General features: G+C 71.3%; 24 protein-coding genes and 1 riboswitch. Of the genes, 19 read left to right on the plus strand and 5 right to left on the minus strand.

The features are described 5' to 3' along the window. Window positions 1–12 precede the first annotated feature (12 nt). Both D581_RS0101200 and D581_RS0101205 read left to right on the plus strand, forming a co-directional pair. Window positions 13–636, plus strand: coding sequence for an HdeD family acid-resistance protein (locus D581_RS0101200; protein ID WP_018955396.1), 624 nt, complete (start codon window positions 13–15; stop codon window positions 634–636). 146 nt (window positions 637–782) lie between these two features. Then, window positions 783–1,238 carry an ATP-binding protein gene (locus D581_RS0101205; protein ID WP_018955397.1) on the plus strand — a complete coding sequence of 152 codons (456 nt, stop codon included), beginning with the start codon at window positions 783–785 and terminating at the stop codon, window positions 1,236–1,238. 27 nt (window positions 1,239–1,265) lie between these two features. Here D581_RS0101205 and idi read toward each other — a convergent pair whose 3' ends face one another. The 4 genes from idi to galE all read right to left on the minus strand — a co-directional run bounded on the left by idi (window position 1,266) and on the right by galE (window position 5,611). After that, window positions 1,266–1,859: an isopentenyl-diphosphate Delta-isomerase gene (gene idi / locus D581_RS0101210; protein WP_018955398.1), complete on the minus strand. Its 594-nt coding sequence runs from the start codon at window positions 1,857–1,859 to the stop codon at window positions 1,266–1,268. Window positions 1,860–2,006: 147 nt separating this feature from the next. Next, window positions 2,007–3,275: a bifunctional class I SAM-dependent methyltransferase/N-acetyltransferase gene (locus D581_RS0101215; RefSeq protein WP_018955399.1), complete on the minus strand. Its 1,269-nt coding sequence runs from the start codon at window positions 3,273–3,275 to the stop codon at window positions 2,007–2,009. A 237-nt stretch (window positions 3,276–3,512) separates the two neighbouring features. After that, window positions 3,513–4,454 carry a cation diffusion facilitator family transporter gene (locus tag D581_RS0101220; protein ID WP_026290066.1) on the minus strand — a complete coding sequence of 314 codons (942 nt, stop codon included), beginning with the start codon at window positions 4,452–4,454 and terminating at the stop codon, window positions 3,513–3,515. Window positions 4,455–4,633: 179 nt separating this feature from the next. Beyond that, complete coding sequence (gene galE, locus D581_RS0101225; protein WP_026290067.1) at window positions 4,634–5,611, minus strand: UDP-glucose 4-epimerase GalE; 978 nt, start codon at window positions 5,609–5,611, stop codon at window positions 4,634–4,636. A gap of 306 nt (window positions 5,612–5,917) precedes the next feature. Between galE and D581_RS0101230 the strand changes: the two genes are divergently transcribed. From D581_RS0101230 to D581_RS1000000141520, 17 genes are all read left to right on the plus strand, one after another. Beyond that, window positions 5,918–7,672: a DUF5941 domain-containing protein gene (locus D581_RS0101230; RefSeq protein WP_018955402.1), complete on the plus strand. Its 1,755-nt coding sequence runs from the start codon at window positions 5,918–5,920 to the stop codon at window positions 7,670–7,672. Continuing rightward, entirely contained in the window at window positions 7,669–8,406 is a 738-nt protein-coding gene (locus tag D581_RS0101235; protein ID WP_018955403.1) for a phosphocholine cytidylyltransferase family protein, read from the plus strand. Before D581_RS0101230 ends, D581_RS0101235 begins: the two co-directional genes overlap by 4 nt. Next, a complete protein-coding gene (locus D581_RS0101240) occupies window positions 8,394–9,455 on the plus strand; it encodes an iron-containing alcohol dehydrogenase family protein (protein ID WP_018955404.1) in 1,062 nt (353 codons plus the stop codon). The genes D581_RS0101235 and D581_RS0101240 overlap by 13 nt, the downstream gene beginning before the upstream one ends. Next, on the plus strand, window positions 9,433–10,212 hold the full coding sequence (locus D581_RS0101245) for a CDP-alcohol phosphatidyltransferase family protein (RefSeq protein ID WP_026290068.1): 780 nt from the start codon (window positions 9,433–9,435) through the stop codon (window positions 10,210–10,212). The genes D581_RS0101240 and D581_RS0101245 overlap by 23 nt, the downstream gene beginning before the upstream one ends. A gap of 8 nt (window positions 10,213–10,220) precedes the next feature. After that, the gene (locus D581_RS0101250; RefSeq protein ID WP_018955406.1) at window positions 10,221–11,093 is read left to right on the plus strand and encodes a glycosyltransferase family 2 protein; all 873 of its coding nucleotides are present in this window, start codon (window positions 10,221–10,223) and stop codon (window positions 11,091–11,093) included. 101 nt (window positions 11,094–11,194) lie between these two features. After that, window positions 11,195–12,124, plus strand: coding sequence for an ABC transporter permease (locus D581_RS0101255; protein WP_018955407.1), 930 nt, complete (start codon window positions 11,195–11,197; stop codon window positions 12,122–12,124). Further along, on the plus strand, window positions 12,117–12,902 hold the full coding sequence (locus D581_RS0101260) for an ABC transporter ATP-binding protein (RefSeq protein ID WP_003964853.1): 786 nt from the start codon (window positions 12,117–12,119) through the stop codon (window positions 12,900–12,902). The genes D581_RS0101255 and D581_RS0101260 overlap by 8 nt, the downstream gene beginning before the upstream one ends. A gap of 414 nt (window positions 12,903–13,316) precedes the next feature. Beyond that, on the plus strand, window positions 13,317–14,228 hold the full coding sequence (gene hpnC / locus D581_RS0101265) for a squalene synthase HpnC (protein ID WP_018955408.1): 912 nt from the start codon (window positions 13,317–13,319) through the stop codon (window positions 14,226–14,228). A 29-nt stretch (window positions 14,229–14,257) separates the two neighbouring features. Continuing rightward, window positions 14,258–15,178: a presqualene diphosphate synthase HpnD gene (hpnD, locus tag D581_RS0101270; protein ID WP_199787767.1), complete on the plus strand. Its 921-nt coding sequence runs from the start codon at window positions 14,258–14,260 to the stop codon at window positions 15,176–15,178. Between the two features lie 118 nt (window positions 15,179–15,296). Then, window positions 15,297–16,682 (plus strand): hydroxysqualene dehydroxylase HpnE, encoded by a 1,386-nt coding sequence (gene hpnE, locus D581_RS0101275; protein ID WP_018955410.1) that lies wholly within the window; start codon window positions 15,297–15,299, stop codon window positions 16,680–16,682. Next, window positions 16,679–17,782 carry a polyprenyl synthetase family protein gene (locus D581_RS0101280; protein WP_051114522.1) on the plus strand — a complete coding sequence of 368 codons (1,104 nt, stop codon included), beginning with the start codon at window positions 16,679–16,681 and terminating at the stop codon, window positions 17,780–17,782. Before hpnE ends, D581_RS0101280 begins: the two co-directional genes overlap by 4 nt. Window positions 17,783–17,889: 107 nt before the next feature. Continuing rightward, window positions 17,890–19,887 (plus strand): squalene--hopene cyclase, encoded by a 1,998-nt coding sequence (gene shc, locus D581_RS0101285; RefSeq protein ID WP_018955412.1) that lies wholly within the window; start codon window positions 17,890–17,892, stop codon window positions 19,885–19,887. Next, window positions 19,887–20,534, plus strand: a complete 648-nt coding sequence (locus tag D581_RS0101290) for a phosphorylase family protein (RefSeq protein WP_018955413.1) — start codon at window positions 19,887–19,889, stop codon at window positions 20,532–20,534. Before shc ends, D581_RS0101290 begins: the two co-directional genes overlap by 1 nt. Window positions 20,535–20,539: 5 nt before the next feature. Beyond that, the gene (gene hpnH, locus D581_RS0101295) at window positions 20,540–21,559 is read left to right on the plus strand and encodes an adenosyl-hopene transferase HpnH (protein WP_018955414.1); all 1,020 of its coding nucleotides are present in this window, start codon (window positions 20,540–20,542) and stop codon (window positions 21,557–21,559) included. 91 nt (window positions 21,560–21,650) lie between these two features. Then, a complete protein-coding gene (locus D581_RS0101300; protein WP_026290069.1) occupies window positions 21,651–23,048 on the plus strand; it encodes an aspartate aminotransferase family protein in 1,398 nt (465 codons plus the stop codon). Between the two features lie 82 nt (window positions 23,049–23,130). Further along, window positions 23,131–23,739 (plus strand): helix-turn-helix domain-containing protein, encoded by a 609-nt coding sequence (locus D581_RS0101305; RefSeq protein WP_018955416.1) that lies wholly within the window; start codon window positions 23,131–23,133, stop codon window positions 23,737–23,739. Between the two features lie 65 nt (window positions 23,740–23,804). Then, the gene (locus D581_RS1000000141520; protein WP_018955417.1) at window positions 23,805–23,978 is read left to right on the plus strand and encodes a DUF6126 family protein; all 174 of its coding nucleotides are present in this window, start codon (window positions 23,805–23,807) and stop codon (window positions 23,976–23,978) included. 49 nt (window positions 23,979–24,027) lie between these two features. Here the strand turns inward: D581_RS1000000141520 and D581_RS0101315 are convergent, their stop codons facing one another. Further along, the gene (locus D581_RS0101315) at window positions 24,028–24,840 is read right to left on the minus strand and encodes a tyrosine-protein phosphatase (protein WP_018955418.1); all 813 of its coding nucleotides are present in this window, start codon (window positions 24,838–24,840) and stop codon (window positions 24,028–24,030) included. 444 nt (window positions 24,841–25,284) lie between these two features. Continuing rightward, a riboswitch (cyclic di-AMP (ydaO/yuaA leader) is annotated at window positions 25,285–25,445 on the plus strand. Window position 25,446: the final 1 nt, after the last annotated feature.

Raw genomic sequence — 25,446 nt, forward strand, 5'->3', positions numbered from 1 at the left:
TAGGAGTCGTCGATGAACGAATCCACCGCCGAGGGCCGGAAGCTCAGCCGCAGTTTCGGCTGGCTCGCGCTGCTCGGCACGCTGCTGGTGATCGCGGGCGTCATCGGTCTCGTCTACACCGGCGTCGCCACGCTCACCTCGATGCTGCTCTTCGGCTGGCTGCTGCTCGTCGGCGGCCTGGTCGGGCTGCTGCACGCGATCGAGTCACGCGGGACGAACTACTTCTGGCTGGGCGTGGTGGTCGCGGCCCTCAACATCGCCGCGGGCGTCGTCGTCATCAAGCACCCCGAGGGCACGGCCGAGGCGCTGACCATGTTCGCCGCCCTGCTCTTCCTGACCGGCGGCGTCTTCCGGCTGGTCGGCAGCGTCGTGGTGCGCGGTCCGCAGATGGGCTGGACGCTGCTGCAGGGCGCCTTCGGGCTGCTGCTGGGCCTGCTGGTGCTGTTCGACTGGCCGCACAGCAGCCTCTACGTCCTCGGCTGCTTCTTCTCGCTGGCCCTGCTGTTCGACGGGCTCGGCCTGATCGCCATCGGCGTGGGCGGCCGACGCATCGTGAGCATGGTCTCGGAGCGGCTCGATGAAACCGCCCCGCCCCCGGACGAGCCGATCACGTCACCAGAAGACGAGCGGAAGTAGTCCCCGGGCCGCCAAGATCACGCATGTTTGGTCAAATAGCGCCGATACCTGGCTACTTCCGATCAGTGGCACGGGCCCGACCAGGCCATTCCCAACACTCTTTACTCGACGGTCAGTGCAGTGCGAGTGAGAGCTGGTGCCGGACGATGGAGAGCCTCGGGAGTGCCCCCGCCGACCCCCTGTCGTACGAGGGGGTGTGGCGCTTCACCGCCTTGGCCGTGGACGCGTCCGTGCCGAGCGCCCGGCACGCCGTACGCGACCTCCTCGACCGGCAGGGCGTGCCGATCGAGGACGACATCCTCCAGGGGCTCCTGCTGATCGTCTCGGAGCTGGTCACCAACGCCGTCAAACACGCGGCGCTCCTCTCGCCCGAACTGGCCGTCGAGGTGGCCATCGCCGCCGACTGGGTCAGGGTCTCGGTCGAGGACAACCACCCTTACCGCCCCACAGCGCTGGAGACGGACTACGCGCAGACCGGCGGCCGGGGTCTGCTGCTGGTCAAGGTGATCACCGCGGAGGCGGGCGGCACCTGCGACGTCGAGCACACCGCGAGCGGCGGCAAGATCATCTGGGCGGCGCTGCCGTTGAAGACGCAGCTCTGACCGCCCCGTACGAATACGAGCGAGGGTTCACCAGCCCGCGGACGGGCCCGTCAGCTCACGGATCGCCGGCCGTGCCGCGTCCAGCACCGTCATGAACCACGCCGAGAACGGCGCCCGCGCGTGGTGCTCCGCCAGCTCCGCCGCCGTCACGAAGGCCGTCTCCCCGACCTCCTCGGGGTCCGGCTCCGGCGCCGTCTGCGCCATCCCCACGAACAGGTGGTTGAACTCCTGCTCCACCAGCCCCGACACGGGGTCCGGGTGGTTGTAGCGGACCGTTCCGGCCTCGGCCAGCAGCGAGGGGGAGAGCCCCAGCTCCTCGTACGTACGCCGGGCGGCGGCCGCGAACGGGGCCTCGCCCGGGTAGGGGTGTCCGCAGCAGGTGTTCGACCAGACACCGGGGGAGTGGTACTTGCCGAGTGCCCGGCGCTGGAGCAGGAGCCGCCCCTGCTCGTCGAAGAGGAACACGGAGAACGCGCGGTGCAGCTGCCCGGGGGCCTGGTGGGCCGCCAGCTTCTCCGCGGTGCCGATCGTGGTGCCGTTCTCGTCGACCAGTTCGAGCATGATCGCTTCTGCGGTGCCGTTCGACGAGCTGTGCGTCGCGGTGGCTGGTGTGGTCGGCATACCCATCCTTCGCTTTGGTCCCCGGCCTCGTGCGCCGGGCCCCTGGAGTCCGGTCAAGTCTGCCGTACAAAAGCCGCTTGTCCGCACTGCGGGTCCGGGCATGTCCGCCCCGCCGCGCCCCGGGAGCGCGGCGGAGCGGACGGAGCGTCAGACCCCGAAGGCCGCCGGATAGCGGATCATGCCCGCCGGAACAGGGACGGAGTCGTCCAGTACCAGGGCCATCATCGCCTCGTCAGGCACCTCGAAACCCGGCCGGATCCCGTAGCGCGAGGCCGGCACGAAACCGAAGCGCGGATAGTACTCGGGATGACCGAGCACCAGCACCAGGGCCTCCCCGCGCACCCGGGCGGCATCCAGCACCGCCCGCACCACGGCCTGCCCCGCACCCTGCCGCTGGTACGCGGGAGAGGTGGCCACCGGGGCCAGGGCGAGCGCCGGGGCGTCGCCGACCCGGCAGCGGGTGAGCAGCGCGTACGCCGCCGGTGAACCGTCCGGGGCCTCGGCGACACGGCCGAGCTCCGGCAGCCAGGCCTCGGAGTCGGCCCGCAGGGCGTCCACGAGGTCCGCCTCGCCCCGGGTGGGGAACGCGGCCGTGTTGACCGCGTGCACGGCCGCACGGTCCGCCGGTGTCTCCGGACGGGTGGTCCACCGGGGATCGGCGGGGCGCAGCACGTACGCGGCGTAGCCGTACTCCGTGCCGTGCTCCCGCCGCACCGCCAGCTCCTCACGGGTGGCCGCGAGCGCCCACTCCATACCGGGAGTGCCGGGGTCGGCGCTCCCGACCCGTTCGGCGAGCGGTACGTAGTACTCGTCCCAGTCGCTCTCGGGCTGGAGCAGCACGGCGTCGACCGTGCAGCCGGCGGCGACGGCCGCCGCGGTGGTCTCCGGCAGGGTGCGCGGGGAGCCGTTGCGGTCCCAGAAGCCGCGCGCCCCGGCGGACGGCGCGTCCGTGGTCCAGACGCACTCGGAGATCATCATCGCGCCGCCCGGCGCCAGCAGGCGCTGCCAGTCCCGGACGGCGGTGTCGAACCCGATGAAGTACGCGGAGCCCTCGGCCCAGATCAGGTCGAAGGACCCCGCGGGGAACCCGGGCCCGGTGAGGTCGCCCATGTCCGCCTTGACGGTACGGACGCGATCGCCGAGGCCACGGGCCCCGGCCGCCTCGCGCAGCTCGTCCAGGAACGGCTGGTGCAGGTCGACCGCGGTCACCTCGGCGCCCGCCTCGGCGGCGAGCAGCAGAGCCGCCCGGCCGGGACCGCAGCCCAGGTCGAGGACGCGCGGGCGGTCGGGCAGCGGGCCGGCGAGAGCGAGCAGCCGACGCGTGGTCGCGTCGGAGCCGGGGCTCTGCCGGGGAAGACGGTGGTGCAGGGTGAAGAACGCCTCGGTGCGCGAGGCGTCGTCAGTGTGGTCGGTCAACGTGGGAACCCTTGGGTGTGAGGGCTCCGACCCGATCCGGGAAGAGAGTGGACCTAGCCGGAAACCCGGGAGATGAGGAAGGACCGATTGCCGCGCCGTGAAGGCGTCGTCGCGACCGTCATCAACCTCAGCTCCTCTCGAAAGGGTCCCGGTGTCACCGGGTTCCGCTCCACCGTGAGACTCGAACGTCTCAGCGAAACCCACCCTAGCACCAGCGCGGCCCGCACTCGGGACGCCTCAGTGGCAGAGCCGCGCCTCGTGCACCGCGTGACCGCTCGGCTCCAGCTGGAAGGTGCAGTGCTCCACGTCGAAGTGGTCCCCGAGGCAGCCCTGCAGCTCGTGCAGCACCTTCTCGTGCCCTATCGAGTCGAGCATCTCCTGGCGCACCACCACATGGGCGGAGAGCACGGGCATACCCGAGGTGATCGTCCAGGCGTGCAGGTCGTGGACGCCCAGGACCCCGGGAAGCTCCGTGATGTGGGCCCGCACCTCCGCCATGTCCACACCCTTGGGCGCCGCCTCCAGCAGCACGTTCAGGGTCTCCCGCAGCAGCTTCACGGTCCGGGGGACGATCATCAGGCCGATCACCAGGGAGGCGATCGGGTCGGCGGGCTGCCAGCCGGTCGCCATGATGACGCCTGCCGAGATGATCACGGCGAGCGAGCCCAGGGTGTCGGCCATCACCTCCAGATAGGCGCCCCGTACGTTCAGGCTCTCCTTCTGCCCGCGCATCAGCAGGGAGAGGGAGACGACGTTGGCCACCAGGCCGACGGCGGCGAACGCGATGGCCATGCCGCCCTTCGTCTCGGCCGGGGTGATGAACCGTTCGACCGCCTCGAAGACCAGATAGCCGCCGACCCCCAGCAGCAGCAGACAGTTCGCGAGCGCCGCCAGGATCTCCGCGCGGGCGAAGCCGAAGGTGCGGTTCGGCCCGGCCGGACGGTTGGCGAAGTGGATGGCGAGCAGCGCCATCCCGAGCCCCAGGGCGTCGGTGGCCATGTGGGCGGCGTCCGCGATCAGGGCCAGCGAGTCGGAGAGCACCCCGCCGACGATCTCCATGACCATCACGCTCAGCGTGATTCCCAGGGCCACCCGGAGCCTGCCCCGGTACGCGGCGGCCGCCGTGCCCGTGGGGGGCGGCCCGCCGTGTGTATGCCCGTGATCGTGTCCAGCCCCCATGCGAAACGCCTCCAGGTCCCTGCGACGCGCCGGGCGAAACCGCCTCGACGTGGCCAGTGAACTACGGGTGGGGGGTATCGGGCAACACGGGACTGAACACCGTTGTCATTGGCTCTGACCTGCGGAAACGTTCCGCAGGTCAGGGCGTTGACACGATCACCGACGCCCCTCGTGACCGATCACGAACGCGCCTCGGGGTGGCGCAGGCACCAGCCCTCCCAGGCCGACTCCACCATCTCGCGGACGCCCCGTCGTGCCGTCCAGCCCAGCTCCTCGGTGATCCGCGCGGACGACGCCACCGCCGTCGGCGCGTCACCGGCCCGGCGCGGTTCGACCACCGGCTTCGGACCGTGACCCGTCACCTCGCCGATCACCTCGGCCAGCTGCCGGACCGAGACGCCCTCGCCCCGGCCCACGTTGAGCGTCAGCTCACCGGCGCCCGCCCCGTCCAGCCGCCGGGCGACGGCGAGATGCGCCTCCGCCAGATCGGCGACATGGATGTAGTCACGGACACAGGTGCCGTCCGGCGTCGGGTAGTCGTCACCGAAGATCCGCGGGGCCTCGCCGCGCGTCAGCCGCTCGAACATCATCGGCACGATGTTGAAGACCCCGGTGTCCGCGAGTTCCGGCGCGGCGGCGCCCGCCACGTTGAAGTACCGCAGACAGGCGGTCGAGAGCCCGTGGGCCTTCCCGGTGGCCCGCACCAGCCACTCACCGGCGAGCTTGGTCTCGCCGTACGGGTTGATCGGGAGACAGGGGGTCTCCTCCGTGATGAGGTCCACGTCCGGTACGCCGTAGACGGCCGCCGAGGACGAGAAGAGGAAGCGCGGCACCCCCGCCGCGACCACGGCCTCCAGCAGCACGGCAAGTCCGGCCACGTTCTCCCGGTAGTACAGCAGGGGCCTCTCCACGGACTCGCCGACCTGCTTCTTCGCCGCGAGATGCACCACACCGCTCACCGCGTGGTCGGCCAGCACCCGGTCCAGCAGGGCCCGGTCGGAGGCCGAGCCCTCCACCAGCGTGACGGCGTCCGGCAGCCGGTCCACGACGCCGCTGGAGCGGTCGTCGAGCACCACGACCCGCTCGCCCGCCGCCACCATGGCCCGTGCCACGTGTGCCCCGATGTATCCCGCCCCACCTGTGATCAGCCATGTCATGACCGACACCCTAAGCCGCCCACCCACCGGCGGTTTGTGGCCCGGGCCCCCGATCGATGATGATGATCGCCAACGCCGCCCCCGGCCCGCGGGTCCACCCGTACGGCGCGCAAACGGGCGGTGAACTCGGTCTTCCGTTCATCCGATAGCCTCAGCCGACACGCCGCCGGCCCCCTCGTGGCCGTGCCGCCGTGTGTCGTCCACGTCAGTGCCAAGGAGTGAGTTCGTCTGTCGACCGCCATTCTCACCGGTACGCCGGTACCCGGGTCGTCGCTCGCGGACGATCTGCGGTCCCTGGGCTTCGACGTGCAGACCGCCGCCGACGCCGCTGACGCCGCGGCCCTCCTCGCCGCCGTCCCGGCGGGCCGCCGGGTCGCCCTCGTCGACCCGCGTTTCGTGGGCCACGTCCACGCGCTGCGGCTCGGGCTGACCGACCCGCGCTTCCCCGCCGCCACCGTCCCCGGCGCGCTCACCGCCCAGCCCGAGGCGCGCGGAGCCCTACTGCGCGCCCTGGACCGCACCACCGCCGCCGTCGGCGCGGGCGCCCCGGTCGTCGCGCCGGAGGCCGACCCCGCGCCCGAGGACCGCACCGTCCCCGGCCGGATCGCCGTCGCGCTGGAGGCCGAGGGCACCGCCGTACAGCGCCCCGCCCTCGGCTCGCTCGTCGCGGCCGTCCCCACGGACCCGGAGCAGCGGGCCGCCGCCGAGGCGGGCCTCGCCTCGGTCGACGACGAGGCGGTGCGGCTGCGCAACGCGGTCAAGGCCCACGACGGGTTCTTCACCACGTACTGCATCAGCCCCTACTCCCGCTACATCGCGCGCTGGTGCGCCCGCCGCGACCTCACCCCGAACCAGGTCACCACCGCCTCCCTGATCACCGCGCTCATCGCGGCGGGCGCGGCGGCCACCGGCACCCGGGGCGGCTACGTCGCCGCCGGGATCCTGCTCCTGGTCTCCTTCGTGCTGGACTGCACGGACGGGCAGCTCGCCCGCTACTCGCTGCGGTACTCCACGATGGGCGCCTGGCTGGACGCCACCTTCGACCGGGCCAAGGAGTACGCGTACTACGCCGGGCTCGCCATCGGCGCCGTGCGCGGCGGCGACGACGTGTGGGCCCTGGCGCTCGGCGCGATGGTCCTCCAGGCCTGCCGCCACGTCGTGGACTTCTCGTTCAACGAGGCCAACCACGACGCGGTCGCCAACACGAGCCCCACCGCAGCCCTCTCCGACAAGCTCGACAACGTCGGCTGGACGGTCTGGGTACGGCGGATGATCGTGCTGCCGATCGGCGAGCGCTGGGCCATGATCGCCGTGCTCACCGCGCTCACCACCCCGCGCATCGTCTTCTACGCCCTGCTCGTCGGCTGCTCCCTGGCCGCCTGCTACACCACGGCGGGCCGCCTGCTGCGCTCGCTGACCCGCAGGGCCGGCCGCACCGACCGCGCCGCGCGGGCGCTGGCGGACCTCGCCGACTCGGGGCCCCTCGCCCAGGGCGTCGCGAGGGTCGCGCCGGGGCTCCCGGGCGCGTTCACGGCTCCGGCCGTCGCCCTGCTCGGCACGCTGATCATGATCGGCGGCGCCCTCCTCCTCCCGTACGGCAGCCGGCTCACCGTCGCCGCGGCTGCGGTGTACGTGGTCCTCTCCGGCCTCGCCGTCGCCCGCCCGCTCAAGGGCGCGCTGGACTGGCTCGCGCCGCCGTTCTTCCGGGCCGCGGAGTACGTCACGATCCTGGTGCTGGCGGCCCGCAGCGACGTCCCGCACGCCGTTCCGGCGGCCTTCGGGCTCGTCTCGGCCGTCGCCTACCATCACTACGACACGGTGTACCGCATTCGCGGAGGCACCGGCGCGCCGCCCCAGTGGCTGGTGCGGACGATCGGTGGACACGAGGGCCGCACCGCGCTGGTGGCCGTACTCGCCGCCGTACTCACCCACACCTCAGGTTTCACCACGGCCCTGACCGCGCTCGCGGTCGCCGTGGCTCTGGTGGTGCTCGTGGAGTCCATCCGCTTCTGGGTGTCCTCCTCGGCCCCCGCCGTACACGACGAAGGAGAACTCGCATGATCGGCCTCGTACTGGCAGCCGGTGCAGGACGACGTCTGCGCCCCTACACGGACACGCTTCCCAAGGCGCTCGTCCCTGTCGACGGCGACAAGACGGTCCTCGACCTCACGCTGGCCAACTTCGCGGCGGTCGGGCTCACCGAGGTCGCGATCGTCGTCGGCTACCGCAAGGAAGCCGTCTACGCCCGCAAGGCCGAGCTGGAGGCGACGTACGGCGTCACCCTCACGCTCATCGACAACGACAAGGCCGAGGAGTGGAACAACGCCTACTCCCTCTGGTGCGCCCGTGACGTCATCAAGCGCGGTGTGATCCTCGCCAACGGCGACACCGTGCACCCGGTCTCCGTCGAGAAGACCCTCCTGGACGCCCGCGGCAAGGGCCAGAAGATCATCCTCGCCCTGGACACCGAGAAGGTCCTCGCCGACGAGGAGATGAAGGTCATCACGGCGGAGGGCAAGGGCGTCCAGCGCATCACGAAGCTGATGGACCCGGCCACCGCGACCGGCGAGTACATCGGCGTCACCCTCATCGAGGCCGAGGCCGCCGAGGAGCTGGCGGACGCGCTGAAGACCACCTTCGAGCGCGACCCCGACCTCTACTACGAGGACGGCTACCAGGAGCTGGTCAACCGCGGCTTCACCGTCGACGTGGCCCCCATCGGCACCGTGACCTGGGTCGAGATCGACAACCACGACGACCTCAAGAAGGGCCGTGAGATCGCGTGCCAGTACTGACCCGGCTCATTCCGTCCCCGGTCGTCGTCGACATCCGGCGCGGCGCCATGGACGATCTGGCGGGTCTCCTGGCCGATCAGCGCATCTCCTCCTCGGGCAAGCTCGCCATCGCGATCAGCGACGGCTCCGGGCGCGCCCTGCGGCAGAGGCTCGCCCCGGTCCTGCCGGGAGCCGACTGGTATCCGGTGTCCGACGGCACGATCGACTCGGCGGTGAAGCTCGCCGACGGCATCAAGGGCAACCGGTACGACGCCGTCGTCGGCCTCGGCGGCGGCAAGATCATCGACGTGGCGAAGTACGCCGCGGCGCGGGTCGGGCTGCCCATGGTCGCCGTCGCGACGAACCTCTCGCACGACGGCCTGTGCTCACCGGTCGCGACGCTCGACAACGACAACGGGCGTGGCTCCTACGGGGTCCCCACCCCGATCGCCGTGGTCATCGACCTCGACGTGATCCGTGAGGCGCCCGCCCGCTACGTCCGCTCCGGCATCGGCGACGCGATCTCGAACATCTCCTGCGTCGCCGACTGGGAGCTGGCCCACGAGGTCAACGGCGAGGAGATCGACGGCCTGGCGGCCGCGATGGCCCGCCAGGCGGGCGAGGCCGTGCTGCGCCACCCCGGCGGGGTCGGCGACGACGCCTTCCTGAAGGTGCTGGCCGAGGGGCTCGTGCTGACCGGCATCTCGATGTCGGTCGCGGGCGACTCCCGCCCGGCCTCCGGCGCCTGCCACGAGATCAACCACGCCTTCGACCTGCTCTACCCCCAGCGCGCGGCCAGCCACGGCGAGCAGGTCGGCCTCGGCGCCTGCTTCGCCATGCATCTGCGCGGTGCCCGCCAGGAGTCGCTCCTGATGGCATCGATACTGCGCCGCCACGGTCTGCCGGTCCTGCCGGAGGAGATCGGGTTCAGCGTCGACGAGTTCGTGAAGGCCGTCGACTACGCGCCGCAGACGCGTCCGGGACGCTTCACCGTCCTGGAGCACCTCAACCTGTCCACCGACCAGATCAGGGACGCGTACGCCGACTATGCGACGACCATCAGTAGCTGAACTCCGTCCGGTCGTTCACCCCCCGGGGGTGAAGGACCGGCGCAGCGGCGAGCACTGGGCCGGGCGCATGTACATGCGCGAGGTCTCGCTGCGCGTGGACCGCTACCTGGTCAACACCCGCGTCTCGCCGAACCAGGTCACGTACGTGATGACGCTGGCCGGGGCGCTGGCCGCCCCGGCGCTGCTGGTGCCCGGCATCTGGGGCGCGGTGCTCGGCGTGGTGATGGTCCAGCTCTACCTGCTGTTCGACTGCGTGGACGGCGAGCTGGCCCGCTGGAAGAAGCAGTACTCGCTCAGCGGGGTCTATCTGGACCGGGTCGCCGCCTATCTCTGCGACGCGGCGGTGCTCGTCGGCCTCGGCCTGCGCGCCGCCGACATCTGGGGCGAGGGCCGGATCGACTGGCTCTGGGCCTTCCTCGGAACCCTCGCCGCGCTCGGCGCGATCCTCATCAAGGCCGAGACGGACCTGGTCGGCGTGGCCCGCCACCAGGGCGGGCTGCCACCGGTCAAGGAGGCGGCGTCCGAGCCGCGCTCCTCCGGCATGGCGCTGGCCCGCCGGGCGGCCGGGGCGCTCAAGTTCCACCGGCTGATCCTCGGCATCGAGGCCTCGCTGGTGATCCTCCTGGTGGCCGTGGTCGACGCGATCGGGGGCGACCTCTTCTACACCCGCCTGACCGTCGCGGTGATGGCCGGCATCGCGCTGCTGCAGACCCTGCTGCACCTGGTGTCCGTCCTGGCGTCCAGCAGGCTGAAGTGACCTTTCCCATGAAACTGGGCGCGGTGGTCATCACCATGGGCAACCGCCCGCAGGAGCTCCGCGCCCTCCTCGACTCGGTCACCGCCCAGCACGGTGACCGGATCGAGGTCGTGGTGGTCGGCAACGGAGCCCCGGTCCCCGAGGTGCCCGCCGGGGTGCGCACGGTGGAACTGCCCGAGAACCTGGGCATCCCCGGCGGCCGCAACGTCGGCATCGAGGCGTTCGGCCCCTGCGGGGCGGACGTGGACGCGCTGCTCTTCCTGGACGACGACGGGCTGCTCCCGAACCGGGACACCGCCGAGCTGTGCCGACAGGCCTTCGCGGCGGACCCGAAGCTCGGGATCATCACCTTCCGGATCACCGACCCGGACACGGGCGCCACCCAGCGGCGGCACGTGCCCCGGCTGCGGGCCGCCGACCCGATGCGCTCCTCGCGCGTGACCACGTTCCTGGGCGGCGCCAACGCCGTACGCACCCGGGTCATCGCCGAGGTCGGTCCACTGCCGGAGGACTTCTTCTACGCCCACGAGGAGACGGACCTGGCCTGGCGGGCGCTGGACGCGGGGTGGATGATCGACTACCGCGCGGACATGGTGCTGAACCACCCCACCACCGCCCCCTCCCGGCACGCGGTCTACCACCGCATGGTCGCCCGCAACCGGGTCTGGCTCGCCCGCCGGAACCTGCCCGCCCCCCTGGTCCCCCTCTACCTGGGGGTCTGGCTGCTGCTGACCCTGGTCAGACGTCCTTCGGCGCCCGCGCTGAAGGCCTGGTTCGGCGGATTCCGGGAAGGCTGGTCGACCCCCTGCGGGCCCCGGCGCCCGATGAAGTGGCGTACGGTGTGGCGGCTGACGAGGCTGGGCCGACCTCCGGTCATCTGAGAGGCTTTCCTCTGAGAGCATGAGGCGTATTTTCTTTCCGGAACCTGTCCGCCTGAGCCGCGCCCGCGACTGGCTGCGCGTGAAGACGAGAGTTTCAACTTGTGAGTGACACGACCCACGACGGTGGGGTAGCCCTCGGGACCCCGCCGTCCGCCGACGAGGGCCTCGACGCGGCCCAGCTGGCCGCCAAGTACGGCCTGACCGTGAGCGGCGCCAGGCCGGGGCTGTTCGCATACCTGCGACAGCTCTGGGGACGACGCCACTTCATCCTGGCCTTCTCCCGGGCGAAGCTGACCGCGCAGTACAGCCAGGCCAAACTGGGCCAGCTGTGGCAAGTGGTCACGCCTCTGCTGAACGCCGCGGTCTATTACCTGATCTTCGGGCTGATCCTGGGAACCAGGGAGGGGATCTCCCACGACGTCTTCGTGCCGTTCCTGGTCACCGGTGTCTTCGTCTTCACCTTCACCCAGAGCTCGGTGATGGCGGGCGTCCGCGCGATCTCCGGCAACCTCGGACTGGTCCGGGCCCTCCACTTCCCCCGGGCCTCGCTGCCCATCTCCTTCTCGCTCCAGCAGCTCCAGCAGCTGCTGTTCTCGATGATCGTGCTGGTCGCGGTCGCCGTCATCTTCGGCAGCTACCCCTCGCTGTCGTGGCTGCTGGTGATCCCCGCCCTGATTCTCCAGTTCTTCTTCAACACGGGCCTGGCCCTCGTCATGGCGCGGCTCGGCTCCAAGACCCCCGACCTCGCGCAGTTGATGCCGTTCGTCATGCGGACCTGGATGTACGCCTCGGGCGTCATGTTCTCCATCCCCGTGATGCTCAAGGACAAGCCGGCCTGGATCGCGGACGTCCTGCAGTACAACCCGGCGGCGATCTACATGGACCTGGTCCGCTTCGCCCTGATCGACGGGTACGGCTCCGAGAACCTGCCGGACCACGTCTGGGCCGTCGGCGTCGGCTGGGCCGTGCTGCTGGGCGTCGTGGGATTCGTGTACTTCTGGAAGGCAGAGGAACGGTACGGCCGTGGCTGAGGACAACGCACAGGGGCGCATCCCCACGGTGATCGCCGACGACGTGCACATCGTGTACCGGGTCAACGGCACGGGCGGCGGCCGGGGCAGCGCCACCGCCGCGCTGAGCCGCATGATGCGGCGGGGCAAGGGCGAGCCGCGCGGCGTCCGGAAGGTGCACGCGGTGCGCGGTGTCTCCTTCACCGCCTACCGCGGCGAGGCCATCGGTCTCATCGGCACCAACGGCTCCGGCAAGTCGACGCTGTTGCGCGCCATCGCCGGCCTGCTGCCGACCGAATCCGGCCAGGTGTACACGGACGGCCAGCCCTCGCTGCTCGGGGTGAACGCCGCGCTGATGAGCGATCTGACCGGTGAGCGCAACGTCGTGCTCGGCGGACTGGCGATGGGCATGAGCCAGGACGAGATCCGACAGCGCTACCAGGACATCGTGGAGTTCTCCGGCATCAACGAGAAGGGCGACTTCATCACCCTGCCGATGCGGACGTACTCCTCCGGCATGGCGGCGCGGCTGCGCTTCTCGATCGCCGCGGCCAAGAACCACGACGTCCTCATGATCGACGAGGCACTGGCCACCGGAGACCGCAAGTTCCGCGTCCGCTCCGAGGAGCGGATCCGCGAGCTGCGCAAGGAAGCGGGCACCGTCTTCCTGGTCAGCCACAACAACAAGTCGATCAGGGACACCTGCGACCGCGCGCTGTGGCTGGAGAAGGGCGAACTCCTGATGGACGGTCCCACCGAGGAAGTCCTCAAGGCGTACGAGCGCGAAACGGGCAAGTAGCCAGAATGTTCGCCGCGGCCCCCGCCGGACCGGTCCGGCGGGGGCCGCGTGGTGCCCGGCACCGTGCCGACCGTCCGTAGTACAGGCCCGGCGGTGATCTCCTCCCGGCGGATGACGTCAATTCGGCCACGCGCGGGGAAGGTTGACGGGAACGGCCGAGAAGCCGCGGGGGGCCCTCCACCCCGCCGACCCCCTGTGAGCTGTACAACGTAAGCTATAGCGGTGCTGATTCATGGCAAGTAGGGCGATACGCCCCGGCACCGGCCGCTCTGCCGCAGTGCACTCGGAAGACCGAGCGGCGTGTCCGAAAAGGGTTGTTTTGGATCAGCAGTGTAGAACGGGAGATGTGACGGCAATGACGGAAGATCTCCAGCTCCGGCGTGGTCTCGCCGTCCCCCCGCCGGGCGGCCCGCGGTGACCTCGACCCCCGAGACGCGCATCGATGACGCCACCCTCGGCAAGGCCGCGGACGAGAACTTCCCCGTGGCGCCCTTCTTCCTGCCCCGCGCCTGGCGCGACGACCTGATGGCGGTCTACGGCTTCGCCCGGCTCGTCGACGACATCGGCGACGGCGACCTCGCCCCCGGCGGCGTCGACGCCCGCCGGCTCGGTCTGGAGCCGGAGCAGAGCGACGACCGCCTCGCCATGCTCGACGCCTTCGAGACCGACCTCCACCGCGTCTTCGCCACCACCGGTGAGGAACCGCACCACCCGCTGCTGCGCGACCTTCGCCCCACCGTGCGGCGCCGGGCGCTCACCCCCGAGCCCTTCCTCGGCCTGATCGAGGCCAACCGCCAGGACCAGAGGATCCGCCGCTACGGCACCTACGCCGACCTCGCCGCCTACTGCGAACTCTCGGCCAACCCGGTCGGCCGCCTGGTCCTCGCCCTCACCGGCACCACGAGCCCGGAACGCGTCCGCCGCTCCGACGCGGTCTGCACCGCGCTCCAGATCGTCGAACATCTGCAGGACGTGGCCGAGGACCTGGAACGTGACCGGATCTATCTGCCCGCCGAGGACATGGAACGCTTCCGGGTCACCGAGTCCGACCTGGCCGCACCCTCCGCCGGAGCCTCGGTGCGGGCCCTGATCGCGTACGAGGCCCAGCGTGCGAGCGAGCTGCTGAACGAAGGCCCCCCGCTGGTGGGCAGCGTCGACGGACGGCTCAAGCTGCTCCTCGCCGGATTCGTCGCGGGCGGGCGCAGCGCGCTCACGGCGATCTCGGCCGCCGGGTTCGACGTACTGCCCGGACCGCCCAAGCCCACCAAGCCCAGCCTGCTGCGCGAAGTGGGATTCGTCTTGCGAAGAGCGCGTGGAGAGAGGTGAGCCGGACCGTGGAGGGACAGACGACGTACATGTCGCCGCCGGTGCAGGCCGCATACAGTTACTGCGAGGCCGTCACCGGACAGCAGGCCCGTAACTTCGCCTACGGCATCAGGCTGCTGCCGTACGAGAAGCGGCAGGCCATGTCGGCGCTGTACGCCTTCTCCCGTCGTGTCGACGACATCGGCGACGGGGAGCTGGACCCGGAGACCAAGCGGACCCGGCTGGAGAGCACCCGCGAACTGCTGGAGCGGATCCGCAAGGACGCGGTCGACGAGGACGACACCGACCCGGTGGCCGTCGCGCTCGCCGACGCCGCCCAGCGGTTCCCGCTGCCGCTCGGCGGGCTCGACGAGCTGATCGACGGCGTCCTGATGGACGTCCGGGGCGCGACCTACGAGAGCTGGGACGACCTGAAGGCCTACTGCCGGTGCGTCGCCGGAGCCATCGGACGCCTCAGCCTCGGCGTCTTCGGCACCGCGCCCGGCGCCCGCGGGGCCGAGCGCGCCGCGGAGTACGCCGACACGCTCGGCCTCGCCCTCCAGCTCACCAACATCCTGCGCGACGTCCGCGAGGACGCCGGCAACGGGCGCAGCTACCTGCCCGCCGACGACCTGGCCAAATTCGGCTGCTCGGCAGGGTTCCACCGGACCACCCCGCCCCCCGGCTCCGACTTCGCGGGCCTCATCCACTTCGAGGTCCGGCGCGCCCGAGCCCTGTTCGCCGAGGGGTACCGGCTGCTGCCGATGCTCGACCGCCGCAGCGGCGCCTGCGTCGCGGCGATGGCCGGGATCTACCGCCGCCTCCTCGACCGGATCGAGCGCGACCCCGAGGCCGTGCTCCGCGGACGGGTCTCGCTGCCCGGCCACGAGAAGGCCTACGTCGCGGTGCGCGGCCTGTCCGGACTGGACGCCCGCCACATCTCGAAGCTCACCGCCAGGGGGCGGGACTGATGCGTCTCCGTGGCCCCGGCTCCCGGGCAACCTTCCAGTGGCCCGGCGCGTCACCGACTGCGACGATCTCCAGGATGAGGACCCGGCAGAGCGCACCGACCCGACGAGAGGGGCACGCATGAACGACGAGAGCCCACGCCCCGTCGCCGTCGTCGTCGGCGGCGGACTCGCCGGCGTCACGGCGGCGCTCCGCCTCGCCGACGCCGGACTCGACGTGACCCTCCTGGAAGGGCGGCCCCGCCTCGGCGGCCTCGCCTTCTCCTTCCAGCGCGGCGACCTCACCGTCGACAACGGCCAGCACGTCTATCTGCGCTGCTGCACCGGCTACCGCTGGTTCCTCGACCGGATCGACGCCGCCCACCTGGCACCGGTCCAGGACCGCCTCGACGTGCCCGTGCTGGACGTCGGCCGGGCCGCGGGACCGCGCCTGGGACGGCTGCGGCGCACCGGTCTGCCCGTACCGCTGCACCTCGCCGGCGGACTCGCCGCCTATCCCCACCTCTCGCTCGCCGAGAAGGCGGGCGTGGGTCGCGCCGCCCTCGCGCTCGGCCGCCTGGACCCCGCCGACCCCGAGCTCGACCGCGTCGACTTCGCGACCTGGCTGCGGCGGCACGGCCAGTCGGAGCGCACGATCGAGGCCCTCTGGGACCTCGTCGGCGTCGCCACCCTGAACGCCACCGCCCCGAACGCCTCCATGGCCCTCGCGGCGAAGGTCTTCAAGACCGGCCTGCTCTCCGAGCCCGGAGCCGCCGACATCGGCTGGGCCACCGTGCCGCTCGGCGAGCTGCACGACACCCTCGCCCGCAAGGCACTGGACACCGCGGGCGTCCGCACCGAACTGCGCGCCAAGGCCGGCTCCCTCACCCGCACCGAGGACGGCCGCTGGATCGTCGAGACGGCGGGGGAGCGGATCACCGCCGACACGGTCGTCCTGGCCGTGCCGCAGACCGAGACCCACGACCTGCTGCCCACGGGCGCGCTGGACGAACCGGACCTGCTGCTCGACATCGATTACGCGCCCATCCTGAACGTGCACGTGATCTACGACCGCAAGGTGCTGCGCAGGCCGTTCTTCGCCGCGATCGGTTCCCCGGTCCAGTGGGTCTTCGACCGCACCCACTCCTCGGGGCTGACGGGCCCCGGGCAGTATCTGGCGGTCTCGCAGTCGGCCGCCCAGGACGAGATCGACCTGCCCGTCGCCGAACTGCGCTCCCGCTACCTGCCCGAGCTGGAACGGCTGCTCCCCGCCGCCCGCGGCGCGGGCATCCGCGACTTCTTCGTCACCCGGGAGCGCACCGCCACCTTCGCGCCCGCCCCGGGCGTCGGGTGGCTGCGCCCCGGCCCCCGCACCCGGCTGTCCGGACTTCAGCTGGCGGGGGCCTGGACCGACACCGGCTGGCCCGCGACGATGGAGGGTGCCGTGCGCAGCGGCGCCGGCGCCGCCGACGCGGCGCTCCACGACCTCGGCCGCCCCCCAGGACATCCGCTGCAGGAGGCGGCATGAGCAGTACCACCGGAACAAGAGGAGAGTCTGTGACCCCGGCGAATCCGGCTTTCGACACCGTGGCGGACACCGCGGACGTCACCGCGCTTCTGGAGCGCGGACGAGCCCTGTCAGCGCCGGTCCTGCGGGCTGCCGTGGGCCGGCTCGCGCCGCCCATGGACACCGTCGCCGCCTACCACTTCGGCTGGATCGACGCGGAGGGGCGGCCCTCGGACGGCGACGGGGGCAAGGCCGTGCGCCCCGCGCTCGCCCTGCTGTCCGCCGAGGCGGCGGGGGCCCCCGCCGAGGCCGGCATCCCCGGCGCGGTGGCCGTCGAACTCGTGCACAACTTCTCGCTGCTGCACGACGACCTGATGGACGGCGACGAGCAGCGCCGCCACCGTGACACCGTGTGGAAGGTGCACGGCCCCGCCCAGGCGATCCTCGTCGGCGACGCGCTCTTCGCGCTCGCCTACGACCTGCTGCTGGAGCTCGGCACCGTCGAGGCGGGCCGCGCGGCCCGCCGGCTGACCACCGCCACCCGCAAGCTCATCGACGGGCAGGCCCAGGACATCTCCTACGAGCACCGCGAGCGGGTCACCGTCGAGGAATGCCTGGAGATGGAGGGCAACAAGACCGGCGCCCTGCTGGCCTGCGCCGTCTCCATCGGCGCGGTGCTCGGCGGCGCCGACGACCGCACCGCCGACACCCTGGAGTCCTACGGCTACCACCTCGGCCTCGCCTTCCAGGCCGTCGACGACCTCCTCGGCATCTGGGGCGACCCGGAGGCCACCGGCAAGCAGACCTGGAGCGACCTGCGCCAGCGCAAGAAGTCCCTGCCCGTCGTCGCGGCGCTCGCCGCGGGCGGCGAGGCCTCCGACCGGCTGGGCGAACTGCTCGCCGCCGACGCCAAGAGCAACGACTTCGACAGCTTCTCCGAAGAGGAGTTCGCCGCCCGCGCGGCACTCATCGAGGAGGCGGGCGGCCGCGAGTGGACCGCCCAGGAAGCCCGTCGTCAGCACGGAAACGCCATCGAGGCCCTGCACGCCGTCGACATGCCCCACCGGGTGAGGGAACAGCTCACCGAGCTTGCCGACTTCGTGGTGGTACGAAAGAGATGACAACGCTTCGCATATGACTCGCAGTCGCCGGCCGGCGCCCCTCGCCGGGCGCCGGCCGACGGTGACCCCAGCACAGCAGAGAACCGACTGCACGTAAGGGGAAGCTCATGACAGCGACGACCGACGGATCGACCGGGACCGCGAACCCCGAGGCCACGGCCCACGATCCGACCGACACCACAACCGCCGCGGACGACGTGACCGTCGCCGCGCGCCGGGCCGCGGAACGCTCGGTGGAGCACCTCCTCGGGAGACAGGACGAGCAGGGCTGGTGGAAGGGCGACCTCGCCACCAACGTCACGATGGACGCCGAGGACCTGCTCCTGCGTCAGTTCCTCTCCATCCAGGACCCCGAGACCACCCGGGCGGCCGCCCTCTTCATCCGTGGCGAACAGCTCGGCGACGGCACCTGGAACACCTTCTACGGCGGACCGGGCGACCTCTCCGCCACGATCGAGGCGTACGTCGCGCTGCGGCTGGCCGGGGACCGCCCCGACGAACCGCACATGGCCCGCGCCTCCGGCTGGATCAGAGAACAGGGCGGCATCGCGGCCGCCCGCGTCTTCACCCGCATCTGGCTGGCGCTGTTCGGCTGGTGGAAGTGGGACGACCTCCCCGAGCTGCCGCCCGAGCTGATGTTCTTCCCCAAGTGGGTCCCGCTGAACATCTACGACTTCGGCTGCTGGGCCCGGCAGACCATCGTGCCGCTCACCATCGTCTCCGCCAAACGCCCGGTGCGTCCGGCGCCCTTCGCCCTGGACGAGCTGCACACCGACCCGGCCCACCCCAACCCGCCCAGGAAGCTTGCCCCGCCCGCCAGTTGGGACGGAATCTTCCAGCGCCTCGACAAAGGGCTGCACCTCTACCACAAGGTCGCCCCGCGCCCACTGCGCCGCATCGCGATGAACCTGGCCGCCCGCTGGATCATCGAGCGCCAGGAGAACGACGGTTGCTGGGGCGGGATCCAGCCGCCCGCCGTCTACTCCGTCATCGCCCTGCACCTGCTGGGCTACGACCTCGACCACCCGGTGATGAAGGCGGGCCTGGCCTCGCTCGACCGGTTCGCCGTCCGGCGCGAGGACGGCGCCCGCATGGTCGAGGCATGCCAGTCGCCCGTCTGGGACACCTGCCTCGCCACCATCGCACTGGCCGACGCCGGACTGAGACCCGACCACCCCGCCTTGGTGAAGGCCGCCGACTGGATGCTGGCCGAGGAGATCACCAGACCCGGCGACTGGTCGGTGCGGAAGCCCGGACTCGCCCCAGGAGGCTGGGCGTTCGAGTTCCACAACGACAACTACCCGGACATCGACGACACCGCGGAAGTCGTCCTGGCGCTGCGCCGGGTGCGCCACCCCGACCCCGCCCGCATGCAGGCGGCCATCGACCGCGGCGTCCGCTGGAGCCTCGGGATGCAGTCCCGCAACGGCGCCTGGGGCGCGTTCGACGCCGACAACACCAGCCCCTTCCCCAACCGCCTGCCCTTCTGCGACTTCGGCGAGGTCATCGACCCGCCGTCGGCCGACGTCACCGGCCATGTCGTGGAGATGCTCGCCGTCGAAGGGCTCGTGAACCACCCCCGTACCCGCGCGGGCATCGCGTGGCTGCTCGCCGAACAGGAGGCGTGCGGAGCATGGTTCGGCCGCTGGGGGGTCAACTACGTATACGGCACCGGGTCCGTGGTGCCCGCCCTGATCGCCGCCGGACTGCCCGCCGGGCATCCCGCGGTCCGCCGGGCCGTCGCCTGGCTCGAGTCCGTCCAGAACGACGACGGCGGCTGGGGCGAGGACCTGCGCTCCTACCAGGAGGAGAAGTGGATCGGGCACGGTGAGTCCACCGCCTCCCAGACCGCCTGGGCGCTCCTCGCGCTCCTCGCCGCCGGCCGTCGTGACACCCGCCCGGTCGCCCGCGGCGTCACCTGGCTGACCGAGGCGCAGCAGGCCGACGGCTCCTGGGACGAGCCGTATTTCACCGGGACCGGCTTCCCCTGGGACTTCTCCATCAACTACCACCTCTACCGCCAGGTCTTCCCTCTCACCGCTCTTGGGCGCTATGTGTACGGCGACCCGTTCGCCGACCGCGCGACCGCGGCCGAGGGGGCCTGATGGGCGATCCGAGACGGCCGGGGAGTCCCGCGACGCCCCTGCTGGTCGCCTGCGCGCTGGGCATCGAGCAGGTGGCCCTGCGCAGCGGCAGGGGTGCCCCGGGCCCGGTCCGGGTCCTGCGCACCGGCATGGGCCCCCGGGCGGCGGAGGCGGCCGTGGCGCGTCTCCTGGGCCCCGGCGGGGTCCCCGACGCCGCCGTCATCGCCTCCGGCTTCTGCGCCGGCCTCGCCCCGGGGATGCACCCGGGGGACCTGGTCGTCGCCGAGGAGACCCGGGACGCGGACGGCACCACACCCTGCACGGGCACCGGCGTCCTGGTCGCCGCGCTGGCCAGGGCCGTTCCGGGCGGTACCGTCCACACCGGCCCGCTGACCGGCTCCGACCACGTCGTACGGGGCTCCGAACGGGCCGCGCTGCGAGCCGGCGGGGCCATCGCGGTGGACATGGAGTCCGCCGCGACGCTGCGTACCGCCCTGTGTCACGGGCCGCGCCCGGTTGCGGCCGTCCGGGTGGTCGTGGACGCTCCAGAGCATGAGCTCGTCCGTATCGGCACCGTACGCGGTGGAATATCGGCGTTCCGCGTTCTTCGTGCCGTCCTTCCGGCTTTCTACGAATGGCACCGATCCTTAACGCTCCCCAGGAGGTGAGCCAGATGGCCATGCCGCTCCGTCAGTCCATCAAGGTCGCGACGTATCTCCTCGAACAGAAGCTCCGCAAGCGTGAGAAGTTCCCCCTGATCGTCGAGCTGGAGCCGTTGTTCGCCTGCAACCTCGCCTGCGAGGGGTGCGGGAAGATCCAGCACCCGGCCGGTGTCCTGAAGCAGCGCATGCCGGTCGCCCAGGCGGTGGGCGCGGTGCTCGAATCCGGCGCTCCCATGGTGTCCATCGCCGGTGGCGAACCGTTGATGCACCCCCAGATCGACGAGATCGTGCGCCAGCTCGTCGCCAGGAAGAAATACGTCTTCCTCTGCACCAACGCGATGCTGATGCGGAAGAAGCTCGACAAGTTCACCCCGTCCCCGTACTTCGCCTTCGCCGTGCACATCGACGGACTGCGCGAGCGGCACGACGAGTCGGTCGCCAAGGAAGGCGTCTTCGACGAGGCCGTCGCCGCGATGAAGGAGGCCAAGCGGCGCGGCTTCCGGGTCACCACCAACTCCACCTTCTTCAACACCGACACCCCGCAGACCATCATCGAGGTCCTCAACTACCTCAACGACGACCTGCACGTCGACGAGATGATGATCTCTCCCGCCTACGCCTACGAGAAGGCCCCCGACCAGGAGCACTTCCTCGGCGTCGAGCAGACCCGCGAGCTGTTCAAGAAGGCCTTCGCGGGCGGCAACCGGGCCCGCTGGCGGCTCAACCACTCACCGCTCTTCCTGGACTTCCTGGAGGGCAAGGCGGACTTCCCGTGCACCGCGTGGGCGATCCCCAACTACTCGCTCTTCGGCTGGCAGCGCCCCTGCTACCTGATGAACGACGGCTACGTACCGACGTACCGTCAGCTCATCGAGGAGACCGACTGGGAGAAGTACGGCCGGGGAAAGGACCCTCGCTGCGCCAACTGCATGGCGCACTGCGGCTACGAGCCCACGGCGGTGCTCGCCACGATGGGGTCCCTGAAGGAATCCCTGCGCGCGGCGAGGGAGACCATCAGCAGCAACCGCTGAGGCGGTGTCCGACGAGGTACGGCCGGCCGCCACGGTTCTCCCGGGGCGGCCGGCCCTCATGGCGCAGCACACCCGAAGGGAAGAGCGGGCGATGACGGACGGCGGATCCCAGGGCTTCGACCTGGCTCGGCTCCTCGCCGAGCGCGGGGCCGAACGGTACGACCTGCACGCACGCCACCTCAACCACCAACTGCCGCGCATGCTGCACACCATCGGCTTCGACAAGGTCTACGAGCGGGCCGAGGGCGCGTACTTCTGGGACGCGGAGGGAAACGACTACCTCGATATGCTCGCCGGGTTCGGCGTCATGGGCCTCGGCCGTCACCACCCCGTCGTCCGCCAGGCCCTGCACGACGTCCTGGACGCCCAGCTCGCCGACCTCACCCGCTTCGACTGCCAGCCGCTGCCCGGACTGCTCGCCGAGAAGCTCCTCGCCCACAGCCCGCACCTGGACCGCGTCTTCTTCGGGAACAGCGGCACGGAGGCGGTCGAGACGGCGCTGAAATTCGCCCGCTACGCCACCGGGAGGCCCAGGGTCCTCTACTGCGACCACGCCTTCCACGGGCTCACCACCGGCTCCCTCTCGGTCAACGGGGAGAGCGGCTTCCGCGACGGCTTCGCCCCCCTGCTGCCGGACACGGCCGTCCCGCTGGGCGACCTGGAAGCGCTGCGGCGGGAGCTGAGGCGGGGTGACGTCGCGGCCCTGGTCGTGGAGCCGATCCAGGGGAAGGGCGTGCACGCCGCGCCGCCGGGCTATCTGCGCGGGGCGCAGGAACTGCTGCACCGGCACAAGGCGCTCCTGATCGTCGACGAGGTACAGACGGGCCTCGGCCGGACCGGGGACTTCTACGCCTACCAGCACGAGGAGGGGGTGGAGCCCGATCTGGTGTGCGTCGCCAAGGCGCTCTCCGGCGGTTATGTGCCCGTCGGCGCGACCCTCGGCAAGGACTGGATCTTCCGCAAGGTCTACTCCTCGATGGACCGGGTCCTCGTCCACTCCGCGAGCTTCGGCTCCAACGCCCAGGCGATGGCGGCCGGGCTCGCCGTCCTGACGGTGATGGAGGACGAGGAGACCGTCGCCAACGCCCGGCGCACCGGCGACCTGCTGCGCGAGCGGCTGGCCGCCCTGGTGGACCGCTACGAGCTGCTGCACGAGGTCCGCGGGCGCGGGCTGATGATCGGCATCGAGTTCGGCAGGCCGTCCTCGCTCAGGCTCCGCAGCCGCTGGACCATGCTCCAGGCGGCCCGCAAGGGCCTCTTCGCGCAGATGGTCGTGGTGCCGCTGCTCCAGAGGCACCGGATCCTCACCCAGGTCTCCGGCGACCACCTCGAAGTGATCAAGCTGATCCCGCCGCTGGTCATCGGGGACGCCGAGGTGGACCGTTTCGTGGCGGCCTTCACGTCCGTGATGGACGACGCGCACAGCGGGGGCGGACTGATGTGGGACTTCGGCCGGACGCTGGTCAAGCAGGCCGTGGCCCATCGCTGACCGGCTTCCGCGATGGGACGATGAGAATTGCCTCTGAGGCAAGTTATTTGCCTCAGAGGAAAGATCCTGGCCCAATGGAGCCATGAACCCTCCGGACGAAGGGGCGCCGGACGAGCTCCCCGGCGTCGCACCCCGACTGCGCGACCTGCGCCGCGACCGCGGCCTCACCCTGGAGACCGCCGCCGGCCGGGCCGGGCTCTCCCCGGCCCATCTCTCCCGCCTGGAGACCGGCCGCAGGCAGCCCTCGCTGCCGATGCTGCTGGGCCTGGCCCGTATCTACGGTACGACGGTCTCCGAGCTGCTCGGCGAGCAGCCTCCCGAACGGGACGCGATCGTCCGCGGCGGCGGCTTCGAGGGGGCGGAGGCCGACGGCTGGATGTACCGGCAGGCAGGCGGATCCGGTCGCGCGATGCAGGCGCTGCGGGTGCGCGTTCCGCACGGGGCCCAGGGCGACCTGGTCCGGGTCCATCCCGGCGAGGAGTGGCTGTACGTCCTGGAGGGGCGGCTGCGGATCGGGCTCGGCGACACCGTCCACGACCTCGAACCCGGCGACAGCGCCCACTTCGACTCGCTCACCCCGCACCGGATCGCGGCCGTCGACCGCTGCGGCGCGGAGCTGCTCTTCGTCCACTCCCTGCTCCAGAGCCCCGCCGCCGAGCTGTGCCTCGGCAACGCCCTCCACGCGCGCTGAACCGGCCGTCCCGGCCGGCTCCCTCCTTCGCTCCACCGGCCGCGAGGCCGACAGAGAGGACCGTCATGTCCGATTCCGAGCACTACGACCCGCTGGGCCCCGGCCGCCGCCCGAACGAGGACCCGCAGGAGAAGCGGATGCCGCGCGGTGTCATCATCCGCCTCTTCGCCTACCTGGTGGCGGGCCACGTCATCGCGGGCTTCCTCTACCTGCTCTTCGTGGTGGCCGGGAGCAAGTGACGCCGGGCGGACGACCGACCACCCCCGGACGGATCGCCTCCCGTCCGGGTCAGCCCTGGTCGAGCAGGCGCTCGCGCAGCCGCTCCCGGGTCTCGGGGGAGACCTTCAGCCCCTCCGACAGGTAGCGGTCCGTCGTTCCCCAGTTCTCCTCGATGGCCGTGAAGGCCGCCGCGAGGTAGGCGGGCCGCGCCCCGAACAGCGGGTCCAGCAGCTCCAGCACCTCGGGCGACATGCCGGTGCCGGACGCGTCGGAGCGCTTCACGGCGTAGCGGCGGTGGAGGTCGTTGGACTTGAGGTAGTCCTCCTCGACCGCCTCCGGCTCGACGCCGACCGCCAGCAGGGTGACCGCGATCGAGAGACCGGCCCTGTCCTTGCCCGCCGCGCAGTGCATCAGGGCGGGGACGCTGTCCTCGGCCAGGGAGTGCAGCACCCGGCTGTGCTCGGCGGTGCGGTCCAGAATCGTCGCGCGGTACATCCGGATCATGCGGTCGACGCCCTGGCCGTTCGCGAGGGCCGAGCGCAGCTGCTCGATGTTTCCGTCGCCCACCAGCCGCCAGAACTCGGCGCCGTCGGCCGGGTCCGAGAGCGGAATGCTGACATTGCGGACACCGGCCAGCTCGATGTCGTAGCCGTCGAGCCGGTGGTCGGCGGAGTGGCGGAAGTCGAAGATCGTGTGCAGCCCGAGCCCGCCGAGGAAGGCCGCGTCCTCGGCCGTGGCGTGCGCCAGGTGGCCGCTCCGGTAGAGCCGCCCGAAGGCGGTGCGCCGGCCGTCCGCGGTGGGGAGCCCGCCCACGTCGCGGAAGTTGCGGACTCCGGTCAGCGCGGTCTCTGTCGGCGGGACCTGCGGCACCTGCTGCGTCACGGTGGCTCCTGGGATCTCTGGCGTCGGCGCGGCTCGCCGGCGAGGGCGCTCCCGTGACGATACGACATCGATTCGACGGAAAATCATCACGGTCGAGAGCTCCGGTGCGGGGTGCCGAGACGTCCAGGCTGACCCGGCGTCAGGGGGGAGGTTGACCCAATGTCCGTATTGGTGCATTTCGCAGAACATGCCCCGCTAATGGGGGAGATGGGATTTCGGAGGTGAGCGGGATCATATCCGTGACGGTCCGTGGTGGGCGCGCCCCAAGGCATTCCCGTTGCCCGCACGGAAATCCAAGATCCGTAATCCACGGAGTGTGACGGGAATTCCGGGGCGATAGTGAACCGATGATTCCGGCGAGCAACCGATGGCTTGTTCAGCTCGTCCTGACTCGTTTACGGTCGCCGCAATCCGGACGGACCGCCTAATCCTGCCGCCGCCCGGAATTCGCACCCACCCACTCACGCGTGGCAGGAGCGGGGGAACCAGGTAAGCCGCCGATCCGGAGCGATCCGGACCGGCTCGGGGTGAAGTCGCCGCAACGCGACCGGGCATCTCCAGCCCGAACCCGACAGCTCACCTCGCAGGCGCCGGAGAGGAACTTCC

The organism is Streptomyces sp. CNB091 (genome assembly GCF_000377965.1).

Excerpts from the sequence above, each read along its gene's own strand:
- D581_RS0101200 (WP_018955396.1), top strand. The coding sequence starts at position 13 with ATGAACGAATCCACCGCCGAGGGCCGGAAGCTCAGCCGCAGTTTCGGC.
- D581_RS0101205 (WP_018955397.1), top strand. The coding sequence starts at position 783 with ATGGAGAGCCTCGGGAGTGCCCCCGCCGACCCCCTGTCGTACGAGGGG.
- idi (WP_018955398.1), bottom strand. The coding sequence starts at position 1,859 with ATGCCGACCACACCAGCCACCGCGACGCACAGCTCGTCGAACGGCACC.
- D581_RS0101220 (WP_026290066.1), bottom strand. The coding sequence starts at position 4,454 with ATGGGGGCTGGACACGATCACGGGCATACACACGGCGGGCCGCCCCCC.
- galE (WP_026290067.1), bottom strand. The coding sequence starts at position 5,611 with ATGACATGGCTGATCACAGGTGGGGCGGGATACATCGGGGCACACGTG.
- D581_RS0101235 (WP_018955403.1), top strand. The coding sequence starts at position 7,669 with ATGATCGGCCTCGTACTGGCAGCCGGTGCAGGACGACGTCTGCGCCCC.
- D581_RS0101245 (WP_026290068.1), top strand. The coding sequence starts at position 9,433 with ATGCGACGACCATCAGTAGCTGAACTCCGTCCGGTCGTTCACCCCCCG.
- D581_RS0101250 (WP_018955406.1), top strand. The coding sequence starts at position 10,221 with ATGAAACTGGGCGCGGTGGTCATCACCATGGGCAACCGCCCGCAGGAG.
- hpnD (WP_199787767.1), top strand. The coding sequence starts at position 14,258 with ATGTCGCCGCCGGTGCAGGCCGCATACAGTTACTGCGAGGCCGTCACC.
- hpnE (WP_018955410.1), top strand. The coding sequence starts at position 15,297 with ATGAACGACGAGAGCCCACGCCCCGTCGCCGTCGTCGTCGGCGGCGGA.
- D581_RS0101280 (WP_051114522.1), top strand. The coding sequence starts at position 16,679 with ATGAGCAGTACCACCGGAACAAGAGGAGAGTCTGTGACCCCGGCGAAT.
- shc (WP_018955412.1), top strand. The coding sequence starts at position 17,890 with ATGACAGCGACGACCGACGGATCGACCGGGACCGCGAACCCCGAGGCC.
- D581_RS0101290 (WP_018955413.1), top strand. The coding sequence starts at position 19,887 with ATGGGCGATCCGAGACGGCCGGGGAGTCCCGCGACGCCCCTGCTGGTC.
- hpnH (WP_018955414.1), top strand. The coding sequence starts at position 20,540 with ATGGCCATGCCGCTCCGTCAGTCCATCAAGGTCGCGACGTATCTCCTC.
- D581_RS0101300 (WP_026290069.1), top strand. The coding sequence starts at position 21,651 with ATGACGGACGGCGGATCCCAGGGCTTCGACCTGGCTCGGCTCCTCGCC.
- D581_RS0101305 (WP_018955416.1), top strand. The coding sequence starts at position 23,131 with ATGAACCCTCCGGACGAAGGGGCGCCGGACGAGCTCCCCGGCGTCGCA.
- D581_RS1000000141520 (WP_018955417.1), top strand. The coding sequence starts at position 23,805 with ATGTCCGATTCCGAGCACTACGACCCGCTGGGCCCCGGCCGCCGCCCG.